We start from the raw sequence: 22,808 nt of genomic DNA on the forward strand, positions 1-22,808 counted from the left end.
GCTAACGGATAATATATTTCAGCATTACCTTTTGAATGAAGGAATTACACTGCCAGTTTCTATGTCGATAATATGATTGGATCAGGATTAAAGGTGATCCCCAAGTTTGGAAGGAGATTAAGATTATGGATGAATTAATTGCTATTATGAGTGAAATAAGAGATCAGCTGGTCGAATTAAATAGTAAGATTGATAGTTTAACCGGGTATGGAATAAATGATATTTCAGATATTATAAATGCAGTGGATGGAATTAAAGGAGCTCTTGGTTATGACCTAACCGATGTATGTAGCAAACTCGATCAAATCGATAGTTCCCTAGGTTCAATAGATTCTACAATAATGATGAAAGACTGATTTATACCGATATGAGAGAGTTGTTTGATGATTAAGAAGGAATATTTATATAAAGTGTTGACTATTAAATAAGCGCGGGCAAATTCAAAATACATTTTTAGTCTGAGAATAAGTTATTAGGAATGACAAGTTGTTTGGATTTGATTTGTGTGGGGGCGGTAGGACATGGAGAAAACGCTACAAAAACTTAAAGATAGGCTAAGCGATTTAAGTAAACGCAACCGATCATTAAGACTTTTAAAGTTATACGATAAGTGGACCTTTGACCTGGCTCAGCTTAATTCAAAAGAAATTTTAGATAAGTTAATTCATAGCCAAGGTCCTATTTACCTTGTCTCAAATCAGTCTTCAGATGAAAAAGAGCAAAGACTAGCTCATCGTTTGCAGTCACTTTATAGAAATGTTACTGCCCTTGAAGAAGAAACGGGTTCATACAATGTCTATGTGGGCTACCCTTTTCTAACCGGAAGGTTTCCTGATGACACTTATATTCAGGCCCCGGTGTTTCTCTTCCCTGTAAGATTAGAAAAAAGAACAGATCGAAGCCCTGGATGGGTTTTAATCGTAGATTCTAATGATGATATTACTATAAACAAAACGCTGCTCTTAGCAATGAGGAAGTATGCCCAAATATCGGTCGATGAACAGATTAATGATGATGCTAAACAAATTCCGCAAAGTGGATTTGCGGACTGGACTTGCCGCTTATTCAATAAATACGGTGTAAAATGTTCCATGAATTCCGATAAGTTAGCACCCTTACCTCAATTTACCCAAAAGGAGATACCCAACTGTCCAAAAGGTAATCTAGAGATTAAGGAACACCTGGTGCTGGGCCACTTCCCACAAAGCAATTCTGCGCTATTGAAGGATTATGAGGATCTGGTGGGGATTTATCAGGAATCAGGTGAACTGGGTTTGGTCAATGATATTTTGCTAGAAACGGAAGAGGATTCGAGTCAAACAGAAGGAGTCTGGGATGAACCTATTGATTTAGACTTGGTCCCGCAGGCAAAGACCTTTAACATCTTAGACCTTGATGCTTCGCAGGAAGAGGTTATCCACTCGGCAGAGATGCAAAAAGGAATTGTTGTTCATGGACCTCCCGGTACAGGGAAATCGCAGGTTATTGTGAACCTTATAAGCAATGCCATGGCTAAAGAAAAGAAGGTTTTAGTGGTCTGCCAAAAAAGAGCTGCGCTATCTGTAGTCTACCAGAGATTAGACGCTCTTTCGCTGACTACTCAAGTCGCCCTAGTTCATGACGCAGCAATGGACCGAAAAAATCTCTATTTCAAAATATCGAATATTATGGATAACCAGTTTATCTCTCAAACCAGACAGGAGGAGTCTGAATACGAAAATCTTTCCCAAGAACTTGATCAAAAGACAAAGTACCTCAATAAAATTGCGTCAGGACTCTGGACTAAACAAAAATGTGGTTTAACAGCATTTGAACTTTACACCCGATCTAAAAGTTTAAAGACAAATGAAATTCTACTCAACCTTGGTTCAATTCCGGAAAAAGTCGATTACACGCATATGCTTAAGCTGCTTCCTATGATTAAGCGGCTAGGTAATTATTTCGGGAAGTTCGGACATGAGGGATATTCATGGGTAGATAGACAAAGTTTTGCAAGGATGGAAAATGCAACTCTTTATGAGTTACGGCAAATGTTGAATAAGGTTATTGGCCAAGCTGAAGTCGCTGCCAATCAAAAAATCCTTAACGGAGGATTTAATCCTTCGGATTGTTGGGCGAATGAAGAAACTTTATCCAAAGGAATTCGTTTTATTGAACGCTACAATCAAAAGGCAATTTTAAGCAATATTAGCTTGTGGTTCTGGACAAAGTTTTCTGGTAAAGATATCCTAGCCAAATTGAGCAATGATGCGGCATCTGTTGGCTTTAAATCCGAACAGTGGAAAGAAATAGAGAAGGCAATTGTCGATATCTATAAATTTGGCACTGATACACAGACACTTAACGCATCATTAGAGGTTTTAGGAAGGTTTCTTAAACCCAACGTTATTAGTAGGCTCAATCAATCCTTGAGCAAAGGCGATATTCCTCTCGACTTTTTGCAGAAACTGCAGAAAGATCTTGATAATGATTTTGATGAGCTGGAAGAAATGGATAGCATTATCGCCCAGTTAAATGACATAGAGTCTGATGTTCTGGCAATTCTACTTCGGGAACTGCCGGTGATTCCTAATCCGACTTTAGGGGATCTTTGGCAAGGGATAGTTGAGAAGTCATTTTATACACGTTGGGTAGACGAATGTGAGAAGGCGTGCCCAGAGATAAAGCAATTGAGCGCAGGTAAATTTGACGAAGTCCTTAACGAATACAAGAAGCTGCTAAAATTGAAAAAGGGACTTACGCCAAAACTTTTAAGTCTGAGGTTAAAACATAAAGTATTAGCTTCTCAGCAAAATCAACCAAAGAACTTTCGTGAATTACGGCACCAAGTTGGAAAGATGCGTCAAGTTTGGCCACTTAGAAAGCTTATGGCAGAGTTCTCACAAAAAGGCTTGTTAGAAATTCTCCCTATTTGGTTGGTGTCACCAGAGACAGTTTCGACAGTCTTTCCCTTAATTAAAGAAATGTTTGACCTAGTAATTTTTGATGAAGCATCCCAATGTCCGGTGGAAAATGGAATACCGTCGTTTTACCGAGCAAAACAAGTTGTGGTCGCAGGAGACGAAAAACAACTCCCTCCTTTTGATCTTTTCAAAGTATCAATCCAGGAACAAGATGAGGAGGAGTATGCTGAAGGAGTAGCTGATTCAGACAGTTTGCTTAATTTAAGTAAACGCTGTTATCCTTCAAAACTTTTAGCATGGCATTATCGCTCTAAATATGAAGAATTAATTAACTTTTCTAATCATGCATATTATGGTGGTCAAGTACAGATAGCTCCCAATGTAACCCCTAATGCTGATCCTCCTGCTATTGAATGGATACCGGTTAATGGATTATGGGAAAACAACTGCAATGTGCAGGAAGCGAAGCAAGTAGTTAGCATACTAAAGCAAATTTTTATAAATTATCCTGAAAAGACTGTTGGAGTAATTACTTTTAACAGCAAGCAGCAAGAAAAGATTCAAGAATATATAGATCTCTTTGCAGAAGATGATGCAGAATTTAATGCGCTTTATAGTCAAGTTATGTCTCGGGAAATCGATGCGCGACTTTTTGTTAAAAATATCGAGAACGTCCAAGGTGATGAAAGAGATATTATCATTTTCTCTATTGCATATGGAAGAAATCTGCAAGGCCGGGTATCGGCTAATTTTGGAACCTTAAATCTTCAAGGTGGTGAAAATCGCTTAAATGTCGCGATATCTCGGGGGAAGGAGAAGGTTATCATAGTATCAAGTATTAAACCCGTAGATATTGAAGTTAGCGGTTCTAAAAATCTTGGGCCAGTTTTGTTCAAACAATACTTGCGCTACGCTTATGCTGTTGCCAATAAAGACCGGGATACGGTTCTGAATGTTTTACAGGAAGTCAATCAGTCTCAACAATTCAGTAATAGGGCGGATAGTCAAGGACTAAATTTTGATAGCCCTTTCGAAGAGGAAGTGTATAAACACCTTAGTGCTAGAGGCTATACAGTTGACACCCAAATTGGTTGTTCGGGTTATAGGATTGATTTGGCTGTTATTCATCCTGATGAATCAACCCGATATGTCCTAGGCATTGAATGTGATGGGGCTATGTATCATAGTGCAAAAAGTGCCAGGGAAAGGGATGTTTATAGGCAACGGTTTCTGGAAAGTAAAGGATGGAATATCACCCGCATTTGGAGTAGGAACTGGTGGCAAAACCCAGAAAAAGAGATTAATAGAATTGAACTTTTGCTCAAGGAATTATGTGGCCGGGAAGATAAGTCGGAGTTTCAAGTAATACAAGCTACAGATGATGAAGTGGGAAATATAGAACTAAATGTGATTTCGAGTAATGTTGATAAACGTGAAGAGTATCCAGAAAAGCTTGATTCAAAGCCTCCTCAAAGAGCAAATAAACCTAAGGAAATTAAAACTCAACATAGAACCAGTCAATCAAGCAAGCCTGCAGAAGTTGTTAAATTTGTGGCTAAGCAGCAAGAATTTAGCGGTTATAAACAAACAGCAAAGACCCATAATCAAGGTGTGAAAATTGTGAGCTTTGGTGACAGGGTGACGATTGAGGATTCTGTAATAAAGGATACATTTGAAGTGAATATTGAAGAAAATCCCTATAACAGGCATTTAATGAAAGAAATTGAGAAAACGCTTTTTGGTAGAGAGGAAGGAAGCATTTTTAGTTTCCAAGGTAATAAATACAAAATATTAATGATTAATAAATCGGGAAAAAGGGCTGAAACTTTACCTACGTAAAAAATATACGAAAGAAATACATTCTCATATTGTTTGTTTTCGCTGTTGAGCAAGACTTAAAGAAGTCTACAATTGAAATGAATCTTAGTACAGATATAAAGAAAAGGCCCCGAACTAAAATATGTTTAGGGCCGTTTTTGAAGCTTTATACCTGTCGATTTCCTTTTGTATACTTCGACTGGATATTAGATGGATTTTAGACAGCATTTAGACGAGAAATACCGCTGCACCAAGGCTTCGGCGTATGTTTATATTTCATTAGCTATATAATACATGGAATCTGGATCTTTTTCCAGGGCCGGTGCCGGAGGTGAGATCACCGGAGTCGCTTCCATCATTCTTAATGGTAATATCAATCAGCCAGTCGAGACGGTTCTTCAGACCTCGCACTTGTTTCAGACTTACAGATCCCGGTTGTGCAAAATTGAGATCAATCTGCAGTAAGCACTTTAGAGTATAGGTAGGTAAACACTGAATGGAAAATCGGAAGTATTGAAGATTGACAAACAAATAGTAATTATCTATTATATATAGTGAATAATTCGAATTGAAGGTAGAGATGCAAATGAATGTTATTCTAAGAGAAGTTAAAAATAATGAATGCGAAAAAAGACCGACTAGGAAAGAATCCTAGTCGGTTTTTTTTATAATGGTACAATACAAACAATTACAAAGGAAAGATTAAATAAAAAGTATTAAAAAGGCTAAGATATCACTTCAGAAGATTCTATTAAAGAATATTTTAATAATATTTTGAATTTTATGTTTTAATTTTAATGAAGGAATTTATTTAATCAAACCGTTTAGTTACAAGAGTTGAAGGGGTACCATTTTTTATTAATCTATGGACTTATTATTTTTAATGGCTCAACTTGAATATTACGGGTCAAGAGAACCGCAGACTTGGCATCCGCACTCCGGAATTATGGCTCAATTTGCTCCGGATTATTCACAACTCTTTACAATCTGTTCCAGAACTTAATTTTGTTTATCCAAACTACCCTTAAAACAATGCGTTTTCTGAAATAAAGATCAATCATGCATTCTAAACGGGGTATTTAGAGTTTTCCATCTTTCGAGGCACGAAAAAAAGTAGGGTCTTACATGAAATGGAAATATAGTTATAGGTCCTTAAAAATGATGTTTTCAGGAATTCACTAAAATTATCAAGAAGTATCGAAATGGAGGACGAACTATGATTCATAATATTAAATTAGAAAAAGCTCATGCAGTGTTATCACACCAGATTCTTTACTTTAAGAATATAATTTATTATCCATACGAAGTTGACGTGTTTGAAGAACAATTAACGACGACAGTTGAGGTGTGGTACGATCCTTATGACTTTTCATATATTTATATCTTCGATTCTAATAATTCAAAGTATATAAAATATATGCATTTAGGATAGGGGGGCCTGGAACAAAAAAAGATTCGAATTTTGACTTTAAAAAAATAGGTTACAATGCACGGTCATTTAAGAGAAGATACTTAGATTTACAAGTTAAAAAAAGGAGTCTAAACATGAGAAGACTTTTAGTTCCTTCCAAAATAAATTCAGGAGAATCACTTACCACTTATTTATTAAGAGCATCTCAAAGAAATTTAGTTAGTATATTAGATATTTATAATATTGTTAAAAATGGAACGGTTTTAAAAAAGTTTAATGTAAGATTCTTTCAACTAGATATTTATCCAAATAAATTAGTAAATATTGAAAAACTAAGTGCATTACTTGGGGTATCCGTTAGCCAAATTGAAAAAATGACACTTACTTCCGTTTTTAATAAGTATATTGAAGAAGAAAGTATACAACCTAGTTCATACAAACTCCTGCTATCTCTAATCAATAATAAGACAAGAAGGTTTTGTCCGGTGTGTCTAAATGAGAATAAATACTTTAAATTGATCTGGCAAGTTAAGGAACTAGAAATATGTGACAAGCACTCGACGAAATTGACAGATATATGCCCAATTTGTGGGTGCATACAACCATATATACATGAAAAGTTAGGACAAATTAAATGTTTAAAATGTAACTCACAACTTGATCAAAGCAATTTGAACTCTGTTAATCAGAATATAGTATCAGAGCAATTATCCAAATATTCCGATTGGTATTTTTTGATGGATAACTCTAGATCATTTCAGAATAAAAAAAACCTAACTAAAGTACAATCTTTAGCATTATCAATACTTTATGTTGCTCAGAATCTTGAACCTGAGTTTTGTTTAGAGAAAATGAATGGACTCAAAAGATATTATGCTCAATCCCTTAGAGCAATGGTAAACGGTGGTGTTCTTCACAGAGTTAATCTGGCCGAACTATTTAAACAGATAAGAAGTCAAAAAATATCTTTGGAAGATTTCAGTAGGGTTGAAGTTAGTGAAGACTTCATAAAGTCACTTTCCAAACCAAAGAACGAACTTGTTTGCAAAGCTCATTGGTGCCCATCATACGGAACTTCAAAGAAAATAGTAGATACAAAGCATAGATCTAGCAAGTATACAAAAATATCGATATGTACTGACTGCGGAATCAAATATGGCATAAGACATCTTAGTAATGAGTGGGAGGATATGGGAAACCATATCATGATAATTGGACAAATATTGATCAATTTAGAAACTGTAGTCAGTGAGACCAAACTCCGAAAAGAAATAGGAATTGATGAGCTAAAATGCAAAAGAATTTTGGGTTATTTAGCATATCACAATTTGTTGCCTAAACGCTGGACTGGGAAATATGTCCCAAAATCAGTTGATAATGACGTATCTGTTATTAGGAAATTCAAGGAAATAACTGATCTTACATGTTCAACTAGGGAAATGCTCAAATATGCAAAAAAAGAGTTTAGCTGGGGGGCAAATGAGTATTTTTTTTACTTAGCATATCGGGAAGTAGAGTTTATGCTAGCAGTTAAGATAAAGAATGGTGGTAATAGGAAAAAAAAATACGCTAAAGATGAATTGCGAAAACAGGTATTTGAGGTGATTAGTAAATTTCACAATGAAGGGGTAAAAATTAATCATGATAATATTTCTGAGCAACTTGGTCTATCGAAGAATATGCTTCGTAGATATGGATTTAGTCCGTTAATCGAATCAGAACGAAAAAATCAAATTATTAATATAAAATCCATTAAAATCAAGAATACGACCCCAAGTTGTAAACTTGAATAAGCAAGTCAATAAGAAATTAATTATTGAAAAAGTAACGTATTTTATTTTAGAAGATTGGAATAATATAATTATTTACTCTTTTATAAGGGTGGTAGTTATTATAAACCGTCTTCTTATAACTCCTAAACCAGTTTTAACTGAATGCCTTACAGGATACATTAGCCGAGTTGCCAGAGCCAATTTTGTATCATCACATGACCTTTGGAGATTATTTTTAGTACCATCATCTCACTATCCTCAGTCGAGTATGTCAATAATCTTAGATACTTATCCAGCTTCAACATTTAACTACATACAATTTGGTGAAATGCTCAATGTAGAACATATAGAACACCTAACTCTTATTCCTGTATTCAAAAAAATAGGAATTACTGATACAGAGATACTGAAGAGTAGGGCTTTAGGGGGGATGATTGAAAAGCATAGGAAGTATTGCCCTAAATGCCTCAAGGAAAATGACTTTTATAAATTAATGTGGCAAGTCGCAGAAGTTAAATGGTGTGATATACATTGTGTCACTTTACTAGAGGAATGTTGGAATTGTCATAAAAGGATTCCATTATTGCCATCCGCAGGTCAAGTCGGTAAGTGCCCTTATTGTGAATGTAATTTGGCAGAAGCCACTACTAAACATGTTAATATTGGGGAAAAAAAAGAAAGAATTTTGAGGGACTGGCAGTACCTCTTAAATCCAGAAATGCCAGGGTTGACACCGGCAGACAATTTATCAAATCAACAACAATTAGCTATCCTGATTATTCTTGCATTACAAAATAATAGTGAAAAAATTAAGATACCAACTTCTATTATGCAATCAGCAAGAAAGAGTCGTGTTTATGAATCGTATACTCATTTAGCGTTATTACTTTCCATTTTAAGAGATGTGCAAATATCTTTAGATGATTTCTTTAAACTTCAGATTTCAGAGGAATTCGTCTATAGGATCTTGACAAGGCCAGCAAAAATAATACATAGGACAGCATGTTTAACTCCTTGGTGTAAAGGTTATTTAAAAACTGGAACGCTTCAGCGTACAGCTACGTCAACTAAAATGGACAAAAATGGAGAGAAATTGAATTATTATATGGTTTGTACTGAATGTGGCATAGAGTATTGTTTAAGTGGCCCTGATAAAGGAATTCGGGAGAGAGGGTATTTTCTGTCATTTGCTTATAACAAAATATTACCACTGTTGCGTAATACCAATTGTATTAAGCAATTAGCAAAAGCAATAAATGAACCGGAAGATAAAATTAGAAGATCAATTATATATCTGGCAGCTAATGGTTTAATAAGGGAAAGTAAACTGCCATTATCGATACCTCCTGAACATGATGAAGAAATAATCAAAGTTATTTTAAACAAGATCCGTATAGGTACCCAGGCTAAGCAAATCCGAAGGGATCTTAATATGAAATATAATGATTTTCTATTTTACTGGTTTGAACCAAGAATTCGTATTGCAAATGTTTTAAATAAACCAATAAATAGACCCCAAAGGATGCAAACCACATCGTCAAAAGACTTGTTAAGGTTACGAGATGCGCTAGCTTACTGCAAGGATAATAATATTCGAATCAGCATAAAGCTTATCTCAAAAATCTTAGAAGTTTGTCCGGAGACTATTCGTTTATGGGGTATGTTGCCCGAAATTAAGCAGGCTAAGGAAGTTCAAAGACTTGCTTTGAAAGAGAACAGGAAGAAAGAGTTATTAAAGAAAGCCGAGGAAATTATTAAGTTTAATAAATCAATAGGAAAATTAATCTCAATTGAACTAGTTTATAAAGAACTGGGGTATCATCGAACAAGTATGTGGAGAGATCATCCTGAAGTTGCAAAACATATCAGCCAACTAGTAAATAGAATTAATGATGATTCGGTGATAGGTTGGTCGGTGCCTTAACATAAAAGGGTTAATGTTGGACTTAAGGAAAGGTGATAGATAATGCCAGTTAGGAAGATTCAAAATACAAGCAGTAAAAAACATACAGGTATATTTCCAAGTGAGAAAAATGGAAGACTAATAGAGTGGGAATCGTTACTCGAAAGAGATTATATATATTTATTGGAATTTGATCGTGGTGTTAAGTCGTACACTGAACAACCATTAACATTAAAGACTAAGCTTAATGGTAAAACTTATAAGTATACTCCTGACGTTTTAGTCGTTAGAGATAACATCAGTATGCTTATTGAGGTTAAGCCTAAAAATAAGCTAATAAAACTTAAGGAAGATGAGAAATTTAGGGCTAAAGTAACCGCAGCAAATAGTTATTGTAAAGAACAGGGTTATAAATTTGTGATTGTAACAGACGAAGATATCAGGACTGGGGAGTTATTAAATAACGTCAAAAGAATGTTTAAATTCTCTAGAATTGTTGTTCCAAGTGCAGATTTTTTAACAATTCGTAACCAACTAATGACTTATGGACCTATGCATATTAAAGAACTATCCCAAAAATTGTATGATAATGAGCGACAACAAAAAAGAATTCAAGCAATGGTTTTTTCGCTTCTCTATTCACAGAAATTAGTATGTGACTTAATGAAGGAAAAAATTAGCCTTGCAACTTACGTAGAACTTCCATGAAATAGGAGGGTTATCTTTGTATAAAGTCAAAATTAAACCTGGACTGAAATTTAAGATAGACCGTATTGAGTATACAATTGTCAAATGTTTAGATGGTGTAAAAATCCAAGTTTTAAGGGAGGGGTATCAGAAAGGGGAAATTTTCACAAAATATGAGATGATCAGTCTTATTGATCAAGGTAGGTTGGAGTTTGAGGTTAAGGGGAAAAATATTCGCCCACCTGATAAAGGTTCGTTTTCAACTTCCTATCTTGTAAATGATTTTGAAAAAGTTCAGCGTAAAGATGAAACGATTTTTCGCTTTAAGGTAATAGAGCCTTTGCTAAAGGGCAGAAGGACTAGATTAGATGTAAAAAATCGAGTTTTGGAGATTAATGAATTAAGTGGAAATCCTAAAAATGCTGAAAAACACTTGCAAATCAGTTTTGTAAAAAGAATTAGTATTGCTAGCGTTTATCGCTGGATTTCAATATACAACGAAAGTGGCGGTGATATTCGATCTTTAACTCCTAGTTACTCAAGTTGTGGCGGCGCTGGCAGTTATAGAATAGATCCAAAAGTTTTGGAAATTATTGAACAATGTATTGAAGATACTTACCTAAATCAGCAGCGTGTTACTATTGATGAACTCCGTTGGGCTGTTCAATCAGAGATTATTAATGAAAATGAATATCGACGGGGTGACAATATTATCTATTGTCCATCCTATTCTACGTTTACCCGCATTGTTTCTAAAATTCCTGAGTTTGAATTAGTATGGAAACGAATGAGCAAACGTAACGCAGAAGTCAAGTTTAATCCCATTGGGCAAGGGGTTAAGGTGAGTTACCCACTTGAACGCGTTGAAATAGATGCAACTGTTCTAGATATAATAATTATCTTTGCAGATGGTACATTTATCGAACGTCCACATTTAGTAATGGCTATAGATAAGTTAACTAGGGATATACCTGGCTTTTGTATTTGTTTTGGCAGTGTAGGTTGGGCGGAGGTTAGTCAATGTCTTCGCCATATCTTAAGTGATAAATCTTATATAAAAGATAAATATCCATTTATCGAAAATGAATGGAATACATTTGGGGTTCCGCAAGCATTGGTAATAGATAATGGTTTAGCTTTTAAGAACCATCCGATGAAAGATGCTTGTTACCAGTTGGGTGTCGTGTTGGAGTATGCGCCTCCTAAAGTGCCTGAATGGAAAGCTTCAATTGAGCGATTCTTGGGCACAACAACAGTCAACTTCGTGCAAAAAAACCCAGGAACAACACGGTCGAATACACAAAAATTAGCAGAAGGGGAAAACCCAAAGGAAAGAGCAAGAATACCATTTAATATTTTCGTTGGTCTTATGCACAAATGGTTAGTTGATGTTTATAGACAAGACATTAATCGAGGAGCAGGAGGTATACCTGCAAAGCTTTGGGAAAAGTATACGGATGACTTCCCGGTCGATTGGCCGAACAGTTCGCATGAATTACCAATTTTGCTTGGAAGAGTTAATGAGCGCATGATTACTAACAAAGGCATCGAGCTTAATAATCTTAGGTATAATAGCATGGATATTAATGGAATTTTGAAAAAGTTCTCTAAACAAAATAAAGGAGCAGAGCAAAAGTTCAAAGTCAAATATGATCCACAAAACATCGGAAGCATTTTTTTATATGACCATATGTTTATACACGACTGGATTAGAGTACAATGTACTAATCCTGATTATGCGGAGGGTCTCTCGGAGTGGGAACATGATGAGGCTATAAAACTTGCAAGAAAAAAATATGGTACTATTGATGTTGTCTCTCTAGCAAAATCAAAAGCCTTTCTTAGGAATAAAGCCTCATTTTGGGAATCGAAAAATAGTCGAGGAAAGGCCGCAAAGCTAAATTCCGATCATGAGATTTTTAGTGATAATACGGGGATTTTCAATAATAGTGAGGTTAAGGTCAATTATAGTTTACCAGAGGCCACGGAAAATATGGGTAAACTAAACAATATTTCAGACATAGGAACTAATTTTGATTTTTCAGAGATACTTCCTCCTTTACCTGTTTCATATTCAGTAAACGACTTTAATGAGGAAGTCAAACCAGTATCAAAGAATAGTAAAGCGAAACAGAAAAATTCTTTTCAAAGTAAATGTGATAAAAGTAGTATACCATCAAATACAATCGATGATACTGACTTCTCCCCTGAGGATCTTGAAGGCTTCGATGTAATATATCGAATAGGAGATTAATTCATAATGAATAATGAGTTATCTGAGAAAATAACTGAAATTCAAAGATCTCCCATAGATAAATCACTGCTAATAAACATGACTCCAGAAGCAAAAGAAAAATATGTTAAAAATATTATGATCGTGCATCCTATGATGAACGTAGCGCTAACTGTTCTTGAAGATTGCAAAAAAAGCTGGAAATCGGCAGAACCTATGTGTGGTTGTATATTTGGTGATACCCGAGCTGGAAAAACTGCAGTTGCTAAGGAGTTTATGCGAAAATTTCCTGAGGTACAACATGAAGATAGGGTAATAAAGCCAGTATTTTATTCAAGTGTTCCAAGCTCGTCTCATATAGGCCCTTTAGTTACGCAATTATTGCGTGACTTTAAAGATCCTTTCTGGGATAAAACCTATCGTAATTATAATATTCCTACTGGAAGGTTTATTGAACTTCTTAAAGAATGTAGAGTAGAACTTATAATTATTGATGAGGTTCAGCAAATTGTTGATAGAGATAAAAAAAGGCTCATTATGGAATCTGCAGATTGGTTTAAAGATCTTTATAATTCAACTAAAATTCCTTTGGTTTTTTTAGGTCTTCCAAATGCATCAGATATATTTCAAGAAAATGAGCAATTGTCTGGACGTGTTTTGAGACGTGAAACTATAGATTGCTTTAAATTTGGGGATAAAGATTTTAGAGCTTTTTTATATACTTTTGATAAACAACTTCCTTTTAAGGAAGTATCAGGATTGGCGAATAAAGATACCTGGGAGAGAATTTTTATTGCTACGAATGGTCGTATGGGCTTCATGAAAGTCCTTATATCCGAGTCAACAAAAATAGCTGCAGAGTCTAATTTACAAGCTATTACGTTTCCGGTATTAGCCCATGCTTATAATGCGGTACTTAAACAGGAGGGTCCAAATCCGTTTTTACCTGGTTTTGATTTGAAAAAAGCGATAGAAGGATTGAAGAAATAAAAAATCTGCGAAATCCTATCATAATACAGAAATTGAAATATTTATCCACACACCTTCCAAGACCAATTTTATTAACTCAACTTTTGCACCGCAGTTGAGCGAATAAAGCCTTGATATAACTGGGCAATTCACCAATCCAGTTATGTAGTTGACTAAGCGATTCTTTGTTCTTGGGTTTATTCGGTAGTAGATCTAGTACAAATGCCATCAATCGACGCAATGCTGTCTTTAAGTCTAAATCCATTACTTCAACCCTTACTCCTTTCCCGTCCTATGACAGAATCATCGACGATAAACGGATACGCTGGTGTGCCAAAGTAAGTGCGTTTTTCAAATTGCCTGACGACCTTGACTAAGTAATTGATAGAAAACCGATAAACGACTTCTTTACCCGGGAGAGATTTTGCTCGGGTGCCTTCTAGTAATCGGTACAAGTTACGGCCCTGGAAAACTAACTGAAATATGATTTGGAAGACAGCGAAGCTTGAGACGCCATAGGATTTGCGGATTCCTGTTGTTCGAAGAAGTTGACTTAATTTGAGAGAGGAAAAAATTGCAGAAAGTTGATTTTAAACCTGTTCAGACAGAGAGTTGTGTTATAACATTTAGATACGCACCTTTCTGGTTGGATTTAATGGTTGTTTTGTCACTTCCATTTTACCAATTGGAAAGGTGCTTTTCTGTCGATAAATAAAAATATTTTGTTCTAACCTAGATTCATACTGGGTTAGAGGTAACTTTCGCTATGCGAAAGTTGAGTTATAAGATATAAATGGAATGAGAAAAACTTCATAATGAGTTAGACTGAATCAGTACTAGGTAATCGCTACAAAATAAAGGAACTCTCAATACCCGTAATTCTTTTTAGGGTATTGAGGGTTCCTTTATTGTCACGAATACTCTTCCGTATTTTCAATTTTCGTTGTATAGATAACAACATATATGTTGTTATAAATTTAATAGTTTATACAATTCATAAAAACTTTATTCATGATATTTTCTAAAATTCCCTTGAAAATGTATTAAATCCATAAATACTGTTAATGCTTTTGGGTGAGCTCATAATAATGGACTTATAAACTGATTGTGGAGGCTGTATATGCAAGCAGTTATGGATCAATTAAGGGAAATCGTTATGAAAAATCCGTTAAGCGAAAAGGTTCTCATATCTCTGAGTTTTTCCGCTGGGCGACAATTGCTTGAAAGAGCAACGCGTCAAGGCTTGACTATCCTTAACTTAAAAACTGAAACCATGAGGAATTTAGCAGAGCAAGTTTGCCAAAAATCACTTTTAAACAGCGGACGCTCAATTATTCCTGATATCTTGGCAATCGAATTTACAATTCAGGTTCTCGAAAGACTTCGTCAGGCAGGCCGGTTGACGTATTTTAACAGTTTGGAAATAACACCTAGCGTAGGTAGCATCATAACTCATTCGATCATAGATCTCAAAATGACTGGAATTGATGTTAATGATATCACTACAGAAATGTTTGTTGATTCCTGTAAGTGCGAAGATATAAAAATTATATGGGCTGAGTATGACAAAGAGTTGCAAATCCGAAAGTACATAGATCAAGCCGATTTACTTCAACTTGCAGCCAGGGAGGTAAACCCGTCACATTGTATCTACATCGTTCCGTCGAATTTAAAAATGCACCCGTTGGAACGCAACTTTTTAGAAGCTCTAACGAAAAACAATTTCCAAGTGATCAATTTTAGTAGACCAAAAGGGATTATCACTCTACAAACATCTCTAGAAAACGAAATATCACCGCTAAGTATCGAGCTTAGTGAACCCTATAGCAGTTTACTTTACCTCAATGACCTAACAAATGCGCCGGTAACTGAACTTCCAATACAAATGTTCCATGCCTACGGGGAATCCAATGAAATACGTCAAGTGTTGCGCAAATTGAAATTGGAAAAAATACCATTTGACCAGACAGTTATTTTTTATACTGTGCAAGATCCTTATAACCATCTCTTATTTGACCTAGCTCAAGGAATCGATCAACTCCCTTTGACCTTTGGCCAGGGAATAGATATTTGTGCCACAAATCCTGGCAGGTTATATTTCGGGTTGTTGTCTTGGGCTGAGAGAGGGTTTAAAGTTTCCGACATAGTTCCACTCATCAGAGACGGAGTGTTTAAGATTCCGGGCGAAAAGTCCCCTCCAAAATCAACCATCACCCACTACTTAAGAACTACAGGAATTGGCTGGGGAAAAGAGCGTTACTTAGAGACCATAGACAATGAAATAATCAATATCAAGAACCAAATTAAAGCTGATGTAGCTTTCGAGGACGACAATGATTCGTATAAAGCAAGATTTGAGAACTTTCTGTGGTTAAAGAAATTTTTTACTCAGCTTTTTACCTCTTTGCCGGACCTAGATTCTGAAGGGCGTATACCCTATGCCCAACTAGCAGCATGGTTAAATACTTTAGTAGATCAATTCAGCTCAGTTGTTAGCCAAGCAGACCATGAAGCAAAAAATGTCATTTGTAGAAATCTAAAACTCATTGAAGATTCGGTTGCTATTCATCTTAAACGAGATGATATATTTGCAAGACTTAAATTTTTAATTAAGGGAATAAGGGTAAGTGTATCGAGCCCGAAACCAGGCCATCTACATATCGATCATTACAACTCTGGATTATGGATATCACGTCAGAATGTATTTATCGTTGGCCTTGATGCTAACCGCTTCCCAGGGACAATGAGAGAAGACCCAATTTTACTGGATATAGAACGTGAAAAAATTGGTCACGGTCTTCCTTTGCTGGGTAATAGGCCAAAAGAAAAAGTACACGACTTGGTACAGTTTTTATCGTCTGTTCAAGGAACCCTTACGGTCAGTTATTCTGCCTTTGATACCTTGGAAAACCGTGCTGTTTTTCCAAGCTCTATCCTTTTGCAAATGTATAGATTGAAAGCTCATGATGAAACGCTGGATTACAGCGATCTTATTGAAACGCTTGGTACTAGGAAAGGCTTCACACCCTCAGATATCGACGAGTCCTTAGATGATCAGGAATGGTGGCTTAGTGTTTTATCAATGGGAAACAAAAAGCCAGATCTTGATACTTTTAAAACCTTGTATCCAGCGCTCCTTGATGGATTAAACGCTGAATCAAATCGCCAGCAAATAGAAGAACTTACGCCGTTTGACGGAAAGGTCAATTTTGACCCATCAATAGTGGACCCTACGGTTAGCAAAGATTTAGTAATGTCCTGCAGTCAACTTGAAATGCTTGGGAAATGCCCGTTTGCGTACTTCTTAAGGTATGTGTTAAAAATTCAGCCCATTGAAGAATTAGTCTTTGACCAAGGCGTATGGTTAAATGCAAAGACAAAAGGGGATCTATATCATGGCATTTTTGAGCGGTTCTATAAGAAACTTGCCAATCAAGGTGAACCTCTTAACGCTGCGAGACATGCACAATTCCTTTATGAAATTGCCGATGAGTTAATGAGTCAGAAAAAAGTGAGTGTGCCACCTCCGAGTGAGTTAGTATACGATTATGAACGCAAATCAATTCTTGATTCCTGCCGTATTTTTTTGAAGTCTGAAGAAATTGAGTCATGTGATGATGTCCCTAAATATTTTGAGTTAACTTTTGGAATGCATCCAGGAGGAACTAAAAACAACGAGAACTTTGAAGCGGTCACGATTGAGTTGCCGAACGATAAACGGTTTCTCCTCAGAGGGAAAATTGATCGGGTCGATGAATCCGCAAATGGGTTAAAGATCTGGGATTATAAAACGGGCAGCACCTTTGGTTATAGTGATAAAGAGTATTTCAAGGGTGGGAGGCAACTCCAACATGGGTTATATGCGTTGGCCATAGAACGTCTCTTTTCAGAGAAAGAACTTCATACCAATCCAAAGGTAATTCTTAGCGGTTACATTTTTCCGACTCGAAAAGGTGAAGGGAAAAGGGTAGTCCGGCTACAAGTCCGGCGGGACAGTTTATATGAAATTCTCAATCGTCTGTTTACGTTATTATCCGAAGGGACGTTTGTCATGACTGACGATGAGAACGACTGCCATTATTGCGACTATCGCGATGCATGTAACCGCCATAGCCGAAGCAAAAAAGGCTTAGATAAGATGATGATCGATATATTTAGGGGGTTAAGAAATTATGCCTAAATTGGCTAATCCACTGGATCATGAGGAAAGACTTAAACTTCAGCAAGAGCTATTCGTAAATTTTTTGGTTGACGCAGGCGCTGGCTCGGGAAAAACAACAACCCTAGTTGGTCGTATGGTAAACCTAGTAAAAAGTGGTTGTGTTACAACCCAACAAATTGCTGCGATTACATTTACACGCAAAGCTGCCTGTGAACTTAGAGAACGATTTCAAACAACTATCGAAAAGGCCTATCGGGAAGAAAAAAATTCATGTATTAAAGAAAAGCTTCAACAGTCACTGGTTGATTTAGACCAGTGTTTCCTAGGAACCATCCATTCCTTTTGTGCGTCTCTTTTGACGGAACGACCAGTTGAGGCAGGGCTTGATCCGGAATTTGAAGAGCTCGCTCCCGTTGAAGAAATCGTTCTTCAACAGGAGGCCTGGGAAAGTTATTTAATGGATGTTAAATTGAATTCTTCTCATTTGCAGGAAACGTTAGATGATATCGGCGTACCAACCGGTGAATTAAAAGAAGCCTTTATAACTCTTTCTCAATATCCTGACGTAACTATGGTTTGTACAGAGGTACCTAAACCAGACTTAAAGCCTGCCGTGGAAACTCTGAAAAACTTAGTTGAGCGAGCGATAAATGATATTCCCAATGAAGAACCTGAAAAAGGATGGGATCATCTTCAAAAAGCCATTCTCAAGGCAAGTCGCTTTTTTAAGTTTTTTGACCTTAACAAAGACGTTAATATTGTCAATTTGCTAAAGGCATTTGATAAAGAATTTAGTGTTACTCAAAACCGCTGGATTAGTAAGGATGAAGCAAAGCGGTATAGAGATGAGTTTAACGAGTTCGCGGTTAATATTTTAAGCCCTATGCTGCAAACATGGAGAGAATATTGTCATTACATATTAATGGAGTTTACGATTCCTGCTGTGAAGTTTTATGAACAGGTCAGGTTTAAACAATCTAAACTCAATTTCCAAGACCTGTTGTTGAAAACGCGCAACATGCTGCGTGATCACCCTGAGGTCAGGGCTTACTTCCAAAGTAAGTATCCAAGGTTATTGATAGATGAGTTTCAAGATACCGACCCGATTCAGGCGGAGATCTTGTTCTACTTAACGGGTCAGGACATCTATCAAAAAGATTGGCACATACTGATTCCTTATCCCGGTTCCCTCTTTGTGGTTGGCGATGCCAAACAATCAATTTACCGTTTTCGTAGAGCAGATATAGATACCTATAACCTCGTAAAAAACCTTATTATTCAGAGCGGGGGAGAAGTTGTTCAACTCACGACCAATTTCCGGTCGGTTAATGCGTTGGGCCATTGGATCAACCCCATCTTTGAAACGATCTTTCCGGTGCAAGAATCATCCTACCAAGCGGAATTTAGTCCGCTTCGAACCATAAGACCAAATGGTAAAGGGTCTGATTATGGCGTTAAAGTTTTAAATATCCCCGCAGAGTTCACGAAAAAGGACGAGATTCTAAATGCTGATGCAGAAATGATTGCCCAGTTTATTCGTTGGTCGCTGGATGGAAACTTAAAACTTACGCATCCAAGTGATCAAACGAATAAAGAGGAAATTCGTCAAGCACAACCTGAGGACTTTATGATTTTACTGCGATTTAAAGATGGAATGGATCTTTATGCACGTGCGCTCGAAAAATTCAAAATTCCGTTTAGCATGACTGGAGGTAGTTCGTTAGGAGACTCTCTAGAATTAGCAGAGCTTTATAAACTGCTTCGATTATTGTCTGACCCGGACGATCAACTACTAATGGTAGGTGTACTAAGGGGATTGTTCTTTGGCATAAGTGACGATGACCTTTTTCAGATCAAGCAGGCCGGCGGTTACTTTAGAATTTATAGTAATGTACCAGAAGGACTACACGAAGATTTAGAAACACGCTACGGAAAGGCATTAGACAAGCTCAAAAAATACCTGCAATGGGCCGGAAAAATGATGCCTTCGGTTGCCATCGAAAAGATAATTGCAGATCTCGGCATGATCCCTTATGTTTTAGGGTTCGCGAAAAGCGAAAGCGGAGCTTCCTATTTCTATCAGGTATTAGAGTTTTTGAGAGAAGCTGAAAGAAATGGTAAAACACGCTTCGATCAGATTGTTACAGAGTTTAATATGATCATGAGTAGCTCGATTGAAGAAGAACTGAGTCTTACGTCAAAGGAAAAAAATGTTGTTCGTCTAATGAATGTACATAAAGCCAAAGGTCTTGAGTCATCTGTGGTTTTTCTTGCTCAGCCGTTTAAAGAAGTCTCTCAGAAGGCTGATATTCATATTCGCCGTCACGGAACTGAACCAGAGGGATACTATGTATTCAATCGTAAGCTGGGTTATCACTCAGAGTGTATTGCACAACCTGACAGATGGAGTGTTTATGAAAACGAAGAGTTGCGATATCTGCAAGAAGAGGAATGTCGATTAGTTTACGTTGCGGGGACTAGAAGTAAAAACTTACTTATTATAAGCCGAAGTCTCAAAGATAGGGACTTAAGAAAAAATCCCTGGGCATTGTTGCTGCATGGTTCTTCTGTTGAGAACGAACTTAATGCATCCGAGATTGATATAGTCGGTGTAAATATTCCTGATGATATCGGAACCTATGTTAAACCGCAAGAACTTATTGCTGCTCGTGAGCATTTTTCCGAGTGGGTGTCTGATTTGGCAAAACCTAGCTACCAAATCGTATCAACTACAGGCTTAAAAGAACAGGTAATCGATTTAAGTGTTAAACGTGGAGCAGGAGGTGGTAAAGCTTGGGGAACTGTCATTCATCAAGTATTTGAAGAACTTATCAAGGGTAATGATGATATTGATTCTGTAATAACCCTAGCTCTACAAGAAAATGAGGAATCTCTTGAGCGCAAAGAAGAAGTTTATACGGTCGTCGAAGAATTTTGCAGAACCGATTTGTGGCAAAGAATTACTCAGGCTGAATCAAAATATACTGAGGTACCATTTTCGTTGCAAATTGACAATGGTCATCCACTCAATGTTTATGTTAAAGGAGAAAATGAAAAACCAATTATTCTATCAGGTATTATAGACTTGGCCTTTAAGGAAAATGGCGAATGGGTGATTGTTGATTATAAGACGGACCGAGTCAACGAAGAAAGTGATTTGGATCGATTAAGAGAATTTTATGAACCACAGGTGAAGATGTATTGTGAAGTTTGGGATTCTATCATTGGCGAAAGTTGCCAGGAGGGTCAACTATATTTCGTGGAGAAAAATCAAATCAAAAATGCCTTCTCTTAATTTAAGCGTAATGGTTTTACCTTTCAGAAATTCAGTCATTATTTCACTCACTTAAGATTGAGGTAACTCAATGAATTAATGTGGTGTTTATAATGGCTACTCGTTATATATACTGGGTTAGGGGTGAAGTTTCGCTATGCGAAAGTTGCGTTATTAATAATACTTAACGGAGAATAAGCAAAAGTTTCTTGGCCATTATTATTCAAAGCCGTCACAAAAGAGAATATATTGAGTGGACCTTGGTGTGATGACAGACAGCGGATATTGTATTTCAGAGGTGTAAATGTAAAATTTACTTAATGAATCAGAGTAAATTGAACATTATTCCGGAACACGAGCCAGTGTTCCGGATTTTTGAGCTATCTGTAGGGATGGAGAGCCACTATGATATACCGATAAGGTCAACCTATCACTCTAAGTAAATATAACGACAGAAAAAGAACAGTAAATAATTACTATACGTTTTTTGGACACTTGATATGATATAATCTTAGCATAAAATGGTATTGTTGTGATTTTTGCGTAACAGCATACTGATACATACGGAATAACAGCGCATTCTTTGCGAAACTGAAAAGGCTTCAAGAATTAAAGGGGGTGAAGACAGGTGGTCAACAAAACAGAAGAAATCAGAAAGTACATCTTACGCATTCTGCAACAGGCCAAGGAAGATGGATATGCAACAAAGGATATTCGTGCTGGAGATATCAAAAAGGAAATGGGCTTGGGCAACATACCCCAATCGATTTGTAATGCAATGCGTAGCATCCACTGTTTTTCAAAATATGATGTGCTGGTTACACCCCCAAGCGGAAACAGCACCACATTGGAACTCAGGTACTACTTGGACAATGAAGCCCCCACGCAGCCAGAGTGCCCAGCAATTTTTACAAAAGGACGAGTTGATTATCGAACGATTGCAGGTCATAAATCAAAGCTGTGGGAGCAAGTTGATATCGCCTTTCTCCTGAATAATGCACTTGAATACCATAATAAGCTGGCCAAAATAGAGAACCACAGATATCGGTCATGGGAGCACTGCTATTCATTTTTTACCAAGCATCAATCCACAACTGACGACGAAGTCATCGACTTAATGTGTTTGCATCTCTCTAACTATTTGGCAAGTTGGGGAATGTTCCGAGGCGCAGCATTCCTGCTTCAAAAGGATTATAAGGTGCATCTTGAGGTTGTGCATTTAATGCTTAACGAGCGATTTCGCATTTTAAGAAGCACAAACATACGAGAAATTACACACAATGACGAGTACATAAATCGTATATTTGAACTCAACCAAAAAATCCCGGAAATTTATCGCAGAAAAACAACTGATTTCGAAAATGAAAATGGTCGAAACTCCTCCGATACGTTGATCACAAAGATATTGCTGGGAGTGTTTGGCTGTGTACCGGCGTATGACCGGTATTTCAAAAATGGACTTAGCAGCACAGGGGTTTCCTCTGCGCAGTTTTCCAAGCGTTCTTTCGTAGGACTGCTGCAGTTCTATGAGCATTATTATGATGACTTTGAAGCTGTACGCCTGAAGATAAGTGAACACGGTGTGGAGTACTCACCGATGAAAATGATTGATATGTGCTTTTGGCAAATTGGCTTTGACGGCGATACACAAAAGGTAGAATCAGAGCAGGAGTGAT

The 22,808-nt window shown here is 36.8% G+C and carries 12 protein-coding genes and 1 pseudogene; 12 read left to right on the forward strand and 1 reads right to left on the reverse strand.

Annotated elements, in window-relative coordinates; genetic code table 11:
* Positions 1-125: 125 nt before the first annotated feature.
* The 9 genes from DESMER_RS01835 to DESMER_RS01870 all read left to right on the forward strand — a co-directional run bounded on the left by DESMER_RS01835 (position 126) and on the right by DESMER_RS01870 (position 13,717).
* Positions 126-356: a hypothetical protein gene (locus DESMER_RS01835; protein WP_014901360.1), complete on the forward strand. Its 231-nt coding sequence runs from the start codon at positions 126-128 to the stop codon at positions 354-356.
* Between the two features lie 165 nt (positions 357-521).
* Complete coding sequence (locus DESMER_RS01840; RefSeq protein ID WP_014901361.1) at positions 522-4,742, forward strand: AAA domain-containing protein; 4,221 nt, start codon at positions 522-524, stop codon at positions 4,740-4,742.
* 273 nt (positions 4,743-5,015) lie between these two features.
* Positions 5,016-5,186 (forward strand): BREX system Lon protease-like protein BrxL, encoded by a 171-nt coding sequence (locus DESMER_RS23435; RefSeq protein ID WP_242831030.1) that lies wholly within the window; start codon positions 5,016-5,018, stop codon positions 5,184-5,186.
* Between the two features lie 751 nt (positions 5,187-5,937).
* Complete coding sequence (locus tag DESMER_RS24880; protein WP_014901362.1) at positions 5,938-6,153, forward strand: Mu transposase C-terminal domain-containing protein; 216 nt, start codon at positions 5,938-5,940, stop codon at positions 6,151-6,153.
* Between the two features lie 113 nt (positions 6,154-6,266).
* The gene (locus DESMER_RS01850; RefSeq protein WP_014901363.1) at positions 6,267-7,925 is read left to right on the forward strand and encodes a TniQ family protein; all 1,659 of its coding nucleotides are present in this window, start codon (positions 6,267-6,269) and stop codon (positions 7,923-7,925) included.
* The gene (locus tag DESMER_RS01855; RefSeq protein ID WP_014901364.1) at positions 7,918-9,828 is read left to right on the forward strand and encodes a TniQ family protein; all 1,911 of its coding nucleotides are present in this window, start codon (positions 7,918-7,920) and stop codon (positions 9,826-9,828) included. Before DESMER_RS01850 ends, DESMER_RS01855 begins: the two co-directional genes overlap by 8 nt.
* Before the next feature lie 42 nt (positions 9,829-9,870).
* Entirely contained in the window at positions 9,871-10,515 is a 645-nt protein-coding gene (locus DESMER_RS01860) for a TnsA endonuclease N-terminal domain-containing protein (protein WP_014901365.1), read from the forward strand.
* A gap of 16 nt (positions 10,516-10,531) precedes the next feature.
* Positions 10,532-12,748, forward strand: coding sequence for a Mu transposase C-terminal domain-containing protein (locus DESMER_RS01865; protein ID WP_014901366.1), 2,217 nt, complete (start codon positions 10,532-10,534; stop codon positions 12,746-12,748).
* Between the two features lie 6 nt (positions 12,749-12,754).
* Complete coding sequence (locus tag DESMER_RS01870; RefSeq protein ID WP_014901367.1) at positions 12,755-13,717, forward strand: TniB family NTP-binding protein; 963 nt, start codon at positions 12,755-12,757, stop codon at positions 13,715-13,717.
* Between the two features lie 254 nt (positions 13,718-13,971).
* Here the strand turns inward: DESMER_RS01870 and DESMER_RS22795 are convergent.
* Positions 13,972-14,271 (reverse strand): annotated as a pseudogene (locus DESMER_RS22795) (IS4 family transposase); the annotation flags it as partial.
* A 641-nt stretch (positions 14,272-14,912) separates the two neighbouring features.
* Here DESMER_RS22795 and DESMER_RS01875 point away from each other — a divergent pair.
* The 3 genes from DESMER_RS01875 (at position 14,913) to DESMER_RS01885 (ending at position 22,807) form a co-directional block, all read left to right on the forward strand.
* Positions 14,913-17,876 carry a PD-(D/E)XK nuclease family protein gene (locus DESMER_RS01875; protein WP_242831031.1) on the forward strand — a complete coding sequence of 988 codons (2,964 nt, stop codon included), beginning with the start codon at positions 14,913-14,915 and terminating at the stop codon, positions 17,874-17,876.
* Positions 17,869-21,153 carry a UvrD-helicase domain-containing protein gene (locus DESMER_RS01880; protein ID WP_014901369.1) on the forward strand — a complete coding sequence of 1,095 codons (3,285 nt, stop codon included), beginning with the start codon at positions 17,869-17,871 and terminating at the stop codon, positions 21,151-21,153. The genes DESMER_RS01875 and DESMER_RS01880 overlap by 8 nt, the downstream gene beginning before the upstream one ends.
* Positions 21,154-21,760: 607 nt before the next feature.
* Entirely contained in the window at positions 21,761-22,807 is a 1,047-nt protein-coding gene (locus tag DESMER_RS01885; RefSeq protein WP_014901370.1) for a hypothetical protein, read from the forward strand.
* Position 22,808 lies beyond the last annotated feature (1 nt).

The organism is Desulfosporosinus meridiei DSM 13257 (genome assembly GCF_000231385.2).
GTDB classification, from domain to species: Bacteria; Bacillota; Desulfitobacteriia; order Desulfitobacteriales; family Desulfitobacteriaceae; genus Desulfosporosinus; species Desulfosporosinus meridiei.